The sequence below is a fragment of the Dyella sp. EPa41 genome (genome assembly GCF_016586165.1).
Taxonomy (GTDB): domain Bacteria; phylum Pseudomonadota; class Gammaproteobacteria; order Xanthomonadales; family Rhodanobacteraceae; genus Dyella.
The window spans coordinates 20650-28708 of sequence record NZ_BCPR01000059.1; the positions used below are offsets into that span (position 1 = coordinate 20650).

Sequence of the window (8059 nt, forward strand, 5' to 3'; positions counted from 1 at the left end):
CTTGTCGGTTCGACGACAGGGCACCTTGGGGCGGCTGAGCAAATCAGCCCCGGGCGTGGTGGAGATGCGCTTCAGGGGGCGGGCATGGATGCCGTACCAAACAGAAAAAGTCAGCATCAAGACGCTCCATTGAGCGACATCGCTTCCGCGGCTTCGTTGGGAGCAGGAGGCATCGATCAGGCTCTGCACGGACTGGTCTTGCTCGCGCAGTTCCATGGTGTGGCTGCAGATGCAGAGCAGTTGCGCCATGAGTCAGGCCTGGGAAATCAGCCTTTTGATGAAGTCGCCCTACTTCTCGCGGCGAAAAAGCTTGGCCTCAAGGCAAAAGTAGTCAGCCAGCCGTCCGGGCGAATCGAGAGAGTGGCGTTGCCGGCACTCGCCTTGCAAGGCGCGGGGCGAGCCTTCGTGGTGGCCAAGGTGGACGGCGACAAGGTTCTGGTTCACGACATGGCGCTTGGGCGCCCGGCCCTATGGGGGCGAGAGGAGTTTGCCCGTCACTACAACGGGCGTCTGCTGACCGTGGCCTCACGCGCTTCGCTTCTCGCTGATCTGGCGAAGTTCGACTTCAGCTGGTTTGTGCCCGCTGTCGTGAAGTATCGAAAACTGCTTGCCGAAGTGTTGGTGTGCTCTTTGTTCCTGCAGCTCTTTGCCCTTGTGACGCCACTGTTTTTCCAGGTAGTGATGGACAAGGTATTGGTACATCACGCCATGACGACACTGACCGTTATCATGGTCGGCCTTGTTGCCATCACGTTGTTCAACGTATTGCTTTCGGGCTTGCGTACGTTCGTTTTTGCGCATACCACCAGCCGCATAGACGTGGAACTCGGCGCAAGACTGTTTCGCCACATCCTTGCCTTGCCACTTGCCTATTTCGAGTCGCGCCGCGTGGGCGACACGATCGCACGTGTAAGAGAACTTGAAAACATCCGCAACTTCTTGACCGGCCAGGCGCTGACGTCGTTGCTGGATCTTCTGTTTACCTTCGTCTTCCTGGCGGTGATGTTCTTCTACAGCGGCTGGCTGACGCTCATCGTGGTCATTTCGCTGCCGTTGTATGCCGGGTGGTCGGCGGCCATCACGCCAGCCCTGCGTTCCCGGCTCAACGAGAAGTTCGTACGTGGTGCCGACAACCAGTCCTTTTTGGTCGAGACCGTTTCCGGTGTGGCCACGGTCAAGGCCATGGCAGTAGATCCCCGCATGACGAGTACCTGGGATAACCAGCTGGCGGGGTACGTTGGCGCCGGGTTTCGCGTCACGCGCCTGGCCAACATCGGACAGCAAGGCGTCCAATTGCTGCAGAAACTGGTGACTATCGCCATTCTGTATTGGGGTGCTCAGTTGGTGATCGAGGGCTCGCTGTCCGTTGGCCAACTCATCGCCTTCAATATGCTCGCGGGGCAGGTCGCCACCCCGATCGTACGTCTTGCGCAGCTTTGGCAGGACTTCCAGCAGGTCGGCATTTCAGTGGAGCGCCTGGGCGACATTCTCAACACGCGGGCAGAGCCGGGCGGTAGCCGCATGGCACTGCCACCGATCCGGGGCAGGGTGACGTTTGAAAACGTAGGCTTCCGCTATCGTCCCGACACTGCTGAGGTGTTGTCGGGCATACACCTCGATGTACAGCCGGGCGAGATCGTCGGCATCGTAGGTCGTTCCGGCTCCGGCAAAAGTACCTTGACCAAGTTGATCCAGCGTCTGTATGTGCCAGAGCGTGGCCGCGTCCTGGTGGATGGCAATGATCTGGCCCTGGCTGATCCGGCGTGGTTGCGGCGCCAGTTGGGTGTCGTGCTGCAGGAAAACTTCCTCTTCAATCGCAGCGTGCGCGAAAACATCGCCCTGGCAGACCCGGGCATGCCGATGGAACGTGTTGTCCGTGCTGCCGAACTGGCCGGGGCACACGAGTTCATCGTTGATCTACCGCAAGGCTACGACACCATCGTGGGCGAACAGGGTGCCAGCTTGTCGGGAGGGCAGCGTCAACGCGTGGCGATCGCGCGTGCTCTGGTGTCGGATCCGCGCATTCTCATCTTCGATGAAGCCACCAGCGCGCTCGACTATGAATCGGAGCGGGCGGTTATGACCAACATGCGGGCGATCTGCAAGGGTCGAACCGTGCTGATCATCGCGCATCGCTTGTCGACCGTGCGCCATGCGCATCGCGTCGTCGTCGTCGACAAAGGGCGCATCGTCGAAATGGGGCCGCCAGACGAACTGCTGCAACGGACGGATGGCCACTTTGCCCATCTTTACCGGTTGCAGCAGGGGTAGAGCTCATGAGCCTTCGAGCAGGTGCCATGGCAGAGGCATTGCGCCGCTATGGCCAGGTTTTTCGCGCCGCATGGAGCCAGCGCCACAGCGTGGAACCGATAAAGCGCACACGTGAAGAGCTCGCCTTCCTTCCTGCTCATCTTGAACTGGTCGAGACGCCGCTTTCCCCGGCACCACGCGTGATCTTGTGGGCCATCATGGCGTTGTTCACGACGGCATTGCTGTGGGCCTGTCTTGGTCAGCTCGACATGGTGGCGGTGGCGCCAGGCAAAACGGTTACCACCAGCCGTACCAAAACCATACAGCCAGCGGAAACTGCCGTGGTGCGGCGCATCCTCGTGCAGGATGGACAGGTAGTGCGGCGGGGCGATCTGCTGATCGAGCTGGACACTACCGCCACGGCCGCAGATAGCCGCAAAGCAGAAGAGGCGCTGGTCAGCGCGAGGCTTGCGGCAGTGAGGTCGGTCGCATTGATAAAAGCGATGGATACCGGCCAACCGCTGTCCATGGCAAGTGACGAGGCTATATCCGCGCAGCGGTTTGAAGCCGCACGGACGCTCGCGTTGAGCCAGCACGCCACCTACCAGGCCAAAAGGCAAAGTCTGGAGGCCATGGTGACGCAGAAGCAGGCGGAGTTGCGCACGGTGGAGTCGGCCATTGTCCCGTTACAGCAATACCTGGAGATATCCCTGGCGCGAGTAAAGGACTACGAGGCGCTGCTGGAAAAAAACTACGTGCCCAAGCAGGAATACATGTTGCGCAAGCAGGAGCGCATCAACGCCGAGCGCGACCTGGCCGGGCAACTCAGTCGCAGGGAGGAACTGCGCTCAGCCATCGTCGGTGCGCAAAAAGAGCTGGTGGTCACCACCACTGATACACGTCGGCAATGGCAGGACGAACTTCGCCAGGCGCAGGAGCAAATTCAGCAGGTCGAGCCCGAGCTGGCCAAGGCAACCCAGCGCGATGCACTCATGCGCTTGCGCGCCCCGGTAGACGGCACCGTGCAACAGCTGGCCACGCATACGGTGGGTGGTGTCGTTACGCCCGCCCAGCCATTGCTTTCCATCGTGCCAGAAAACGAACAGCTGGAAGTCGAAGCCACCATTCTCAACAAGGACATCGGTTTCGTTCGGCCCGGTCAGCGAGCCACCGTGAAAATCGAGAGCTTTCCCTACACCCGCTATGGCTATCTGGAGGGCGAAGTCGAAAGCGTTTCGCACGATGCTATCAAGGACGAAAAGCTGGGCCTTATCTATCAGGCCAACATTCGCCTAAGGCGCGCCACGCTGGTGGTGGATGGGGTCACCGTGAAACTCACGCCCGGCATGTCATTGAGTGCGGAGATCAACACAGGCAAGCGACGGGTGATCGCGTTTGTTTTCGATCCCTTGGTCAGGGGTGTGTCGGAGTCGATGCGGGAGCGCTGATGATGTTTGGCAAAAGGGCAGTCATGACGCCGTTGGTGAAAAGGCGCACAAGCGTTACTTCGGGTATCGCCGCTGTTCTGTTGCTCGCAAGTTGCAGCGAGAAGAAAGACCTTTCACCGCCGCCGGTGAATGCCGCGCCGCGCGATAAGCTCGAGCTTGTTGTGGCGGTGGAAGGCCATGAGAGTGATTATCCGGCGACAGTCAAGGTTCAATATGGAAACCTGTCGAAAGACTGCAGCAATATCGATTACCGATATGGCTTGGGTGGAAATATTGATTTTCCGAAAGGTGACGTGCCGATCGCCGGCGACAAGGGCAAGTTTGAGATATACCGGGACTATTACGAACCAAGAGAGGGGTGTTCTTGGGGGTTGCTCGGTGTTGACATAACTATTCACGCACCAAATGGACGTCATGCCGATACTGGAATTTCACGAAGGGACTTTAATGCGGGATTTAAATGGAATGTAAGGTGCCAATTTTTTCGGGACGACGTGAATATCTGCTTTCCTCCAGAACCACCGGGAGATCTCGTTTCTGGTATCGATGTAAGCATCCAGATCAAGTAATCAAGTCTAAGGAGAGATGTTATGGCTATTTCGAGGCAAGACTATGCCTTTTTATCGTCAATTGTCTATAAGAATTTGACTGTTGGTCAGCGCGTGGCTGGGACTGGAGACCGATATGAAGTCCTCTATGTGACATCTACTTCATCCGACGGTTATCAAGGAGCTGTATTTCAAAACTTGAGGACAAAAGAGATCGTTGTATCCAGCCCCGGCACCGATTTCGGCGATATCCATGATGTCCTGGCAGTTTCCGCCATGGCTAACGGTGAGGCGCCGCCTCAATGGAGCGACGTCAAAAGCGCCATGAATTGGGCGATGAACTACGCCGATCAGAATGGCATAAGCAGGGCGGATGTCAGCGCCACGGGGCACTCCATGGGCGGTACGGTGGCGCAAATGCTGGCGGCCGCCTATGGCTTGAATCCGGAGGCCGCCATGGGGTTGGTGGCCAATCAAACATTGACGATGCTTGCCAGGGTTGGATCGTGACGCCAGTCGTGAAAAGGCGGGCAAGCGTTACTTCGGGTATCGCCGCTGTTCTGTTGCTCGCAAGTTGCAGCGAGAAGAAAGACCTTTCACCGCCGCCGGTGAATGCCGCGCCGCGCGACAGGCTTGAGCTCGTCGTGACTCCGGAGGGACGAGAGGGCGATTTTACGGTGACGGTGAGCGCCCAATACGGAAACCTGTCGAAAGACTGCAGCAATATCGATTACCGATATGGCTTGGGTGGATATATTGATTACCCGAAGGACGATGTGCCGGTTGCGGGTGATGAAGATACGTTTGAGATATATCGAGACTATTACGAACCAAGAGAAAAGTGTTCTTGGGGTCTGCTTGGCGTTGATGTTGTTATTCACGCGCCTAATGGCCAAGTGGCGCGCACCGGGCTATCGCCGCAGGGTTTTTATTCGGGCTACAGAAAAGCGGTTGTTTGCAACTTTTGGCCTGAGAAGGGTTCATGCCTTGTAGTGCTTAACCCAGATGCTAGGGACGGAACAAAATTCAACTTATCTGTTCGCTAACAAGGAGCGGTTGTGACTATCTCGACACAAGACTATGCGCGTTTATCGTCAGCCGTGTATGGCGGATTAAGCCTTGGAAAAATAATATCAGGATATAATTCGCGATACGAGGTGATATATTTATCTAATATGTCCGCAGATGGTTATCAGGGAGCAGTATTTAAAAACATTGATACAAATGAAATTGTGCTGTCCAACCCTGGCACCGATTTCGGCGATATCCATGATGTCCTGGCAGTTTCCGCCATGGCTAACGGTGAGGCGCCTCCCCAATGGAATGAGGCCAATAGCGCCATGCGCTGGGCTCTTGAATACGCTGATCAGAATGGCATAAGCAGAGCGGATGTTAGCGCCACGGGCCACTCGATGGGCGGTACGGTAGCGCAAATGCTGGCGGCCGCCTATGGCGTGCATGCGGAAACATTCGATGCCTTTGGCGCCTACGGCATTGCGGAGCGCTATGGCTTGAATCCGGAGGCCGCGATGGATTTGGTCACGAATCATCGCGACGCCTTTGATCCAGTATCGCAGCTGTCACGCCAAATTGGCCGCGATCTCATGTACTTGAGTGATGCCGAAGCCAGCGCCTATTCGGATTACGGCGTAGAGGGCGCGTGGGAGAAGTTGCTCGCGGCGTATTCAGCGCACGCTCTCGGAAACTTCTGGAATGACAAAGATGGTGCGCCAGGTACCTTGCTGACGGGAAATCGCTGGGGTGACGTTGCTTCCGGAGATCTGCCCAGTGCTCTAGAGCACCTTGCAAGTGATTTCGCCGAGCAGATTGCGAGGCTGAAGAGCGACGTATCGTTCGCGTTTGATTCATTCATTGAGCAACTCGAGCTTGCAGCGAACGCCATCATTTTCGGCAATACCTACCGTATTGTTCGCTATGACCCCCTGGCGCTGGATTTGGACGGCGACGGCAAGGTCGGTACGTTGGCCGAAAGTAACTGGTCTGGGGCGTTGTTCGATCACGACGGCGATGGCATCCGTACCGCGTCCGGTTGGGTCGATGGTAGTGACGGGTTGCTGGTGCGCGACATAAACGGCAACGGCACCATCGACAATGGCGGCGAACTTTTTGGTGACCAGACTCTGCTGCGCAACGGCCAGCGTGCCGCCAACGGTTTTGAGGCTCTGGCCGATCTGGACAGCAACGGTGATGGCCTGATCGATGCCAACGATGCCGCCTTTGCGTCGTTGCGCATTTGGCGTGACCTCAATGGCGATGGCATCTCGCAGGCCAACGAGCTGTCGACGCTCAATGAGCTGGGCATCGAAAGTCTCTCGCTGGTTTATGCCAATACAAATACATCGGTAGATGGTGGTGCCCTGGTCGGTATCGGCAGTTACACCCGTCGCAACGAGGACGGCACCCTGACCACGCACGTGATGCAGGATTTCGATCTTGACAACGATGCGTTGCATAGCAAGTTCGGCGACCAAATCGATATCCCGGAAGAGCTGCAATCACTGATCAATATGCAAGGCATGGGCGCGCTGCGCGATCTGCGTGAAGCCTGCGCACTGTCATCAGGACTCGCGCAATTGGTGCGTGACTTTTCCATCGCGCAAACGCGTGAAGGGCAGCAAACGTTGCTGGGCGATATCCTCCTGGCCTGGGCCGAGACCAGCCCGCTGTGGAGTGACCAGGGCATCACGCTGCATGCCTCCGGTGCCACCGAAAATGCTGATTCCGACAACGTTATCCGACTCACACCCAACCAGACCCTTGATCAGACGATCACGGTGCTGGATGCGGATACCGCCCGCAAGATACGCATCGTGCAAATTCTGCTCGGCGAAGTGCCCGCTGCCGACCTTTGGTGGGGCCAGGATAATGTGGCCGCTTACCTCAAGGTCTACGACACGTTCTTCAACGGTTCCTACCAGCAACTGGCCTTGCAGACGCGCCTGAAGCCTTACGTTGATGGGATTGGTCTGACATTCGGAGCTAATGGCATCGGCCTGGATTTCACGCCGATGATTGGCCTGCTGAGCCAGGCGTCGCAGGTCGACAGCGTGCACGCCGCAGCTGACTTCATTGAACTCATCCAGTTCATGCCGGCATTTGCGAGCAACAAAGCCGTTTATCTGCCGGCGTTGGCATCCGTGCTGGATCAGGCAAGTCAGGCAGGCGGGTCGGAGGCGTTGATCGCATTGTTCTCGAAGACGTCCTTGTTGGGTGATCTCAATTTGGTATTTGGCCCGAATGGCGGCGTCGTGAACGGTAGCGCGAAAGATGATGTGCTCGTTGGCGACGCGGGTACGGATACCCTCAATGGTGGCGCAGGGGATGATGTGCTTGTCGGTGGTGCGGGGAATGACGTGCTGGATGGTGGCAATGGCAGCAATCGGCTACTCGGAGGTTCCGGTGACGACACCTTGAAGGTCGCAACCAACGCGACCAATAACGTGTTTATCGGCGGCACCGGAGACGACGTTCTGTATGGCAGCTACTACTCGGACACGTACGTGTTCAACCTGGGCGATGGCCGGGACACCATCGTAGAGACCGGCAGCTACAACGGTGTCATCGACGTGCTGGCCTTTGGCGAAGGTATCCAGGCCAGCGACATCACGATGACCAAGCGCGGTGCAGACCTTGTGTTCGTGCACGCCAATGGCCAGGATGAGGTGGCAGTCAAGGACTGGTTCAGCAGTACGGCGTCCAGTGGTTACGAGAACAGCACCCACCTGATCGAGCAGGTGACTTTCGCCGATGGCATGGTATGGGCGTTGGAGGATATGCGCCAACGGGGTTACG

At 57.4% G+C, this 8059-nt stretch carries 6 protein-coding genes; all 6 read left to right on the forward strand.

All coding sequences use genetic code 11. The features are described 5' to 3' along the window. Window positions 1-84 precede the first annotated feature (84 nt). A complete protein-coding gene (locus tag JMF82_RS16595) occupies window positions 85-2271 on the forward strand; it encodes a type I secretion system permease/ATPase (protein WP_201315663.1) in 2187 nt (728 codons plus the stop codon). 26 nt (window positions 2272-2297) lie between these two features. Beyond that, entirely contained in the window at window positions 2298-3698 is a 1401-nt protein-coding gene (locus JMF82_RS16600; protein ID WP_236585522.1) for an HlyD family type I secretion periplasmic adaptor subunit, read from the forward strand. Next, window positions 3698-4267, forward strand: coding sequence for a hypothetical protein (locus JMF82_RS16605; protein WP_201315665.1), 570 nt, complete (start codon window positions 3698-3700; stop codon window positions 4265-4267). The genes JMF82_RS16600 and JMF82_RS16605 overlap by 1 nt, the downstream gene beginning before the upstream one ends. 21 nt (window positions 4268-4288) lie before the next feature. Then, window positions 4289-4756 carry a hypothetical protein gene (locus JMF82_RS16610; RefSeq protein WP_201315666.1) on the forward strand — a complete coding sequence of 156 codons (468 nt, stop codon included), beginning with the start codon at window positions 4289-4291 and terminating at the stop codon, window positions 4754-4756. Continuing rightward, the gene (locus JMF82_RS16615; protein WP_201315667.1) at window positions 4753-5292 is read left to right on the forward strand and encodes a hypothetical protein; all 540 of its coding nucleotides are present in this window, start codon (window positions 4753-4755) and stop codon (window positions 5290-5292) included. The genes JMF82_RS16610 and JMF82_RS16615 overlap by 4 nt, the downstream gene beginning before the upstream one ends. Window positions 5293-5304: 12 nt before the next feature. Further along, window positions 5305-8059, forward strand: a 2755-nt coding sequence (locus tag JMF82_RS22200; protein ID WP_304487918.1) for a calcium-binding protein, incomplete at its 3' end; no start/stop codon positions are given.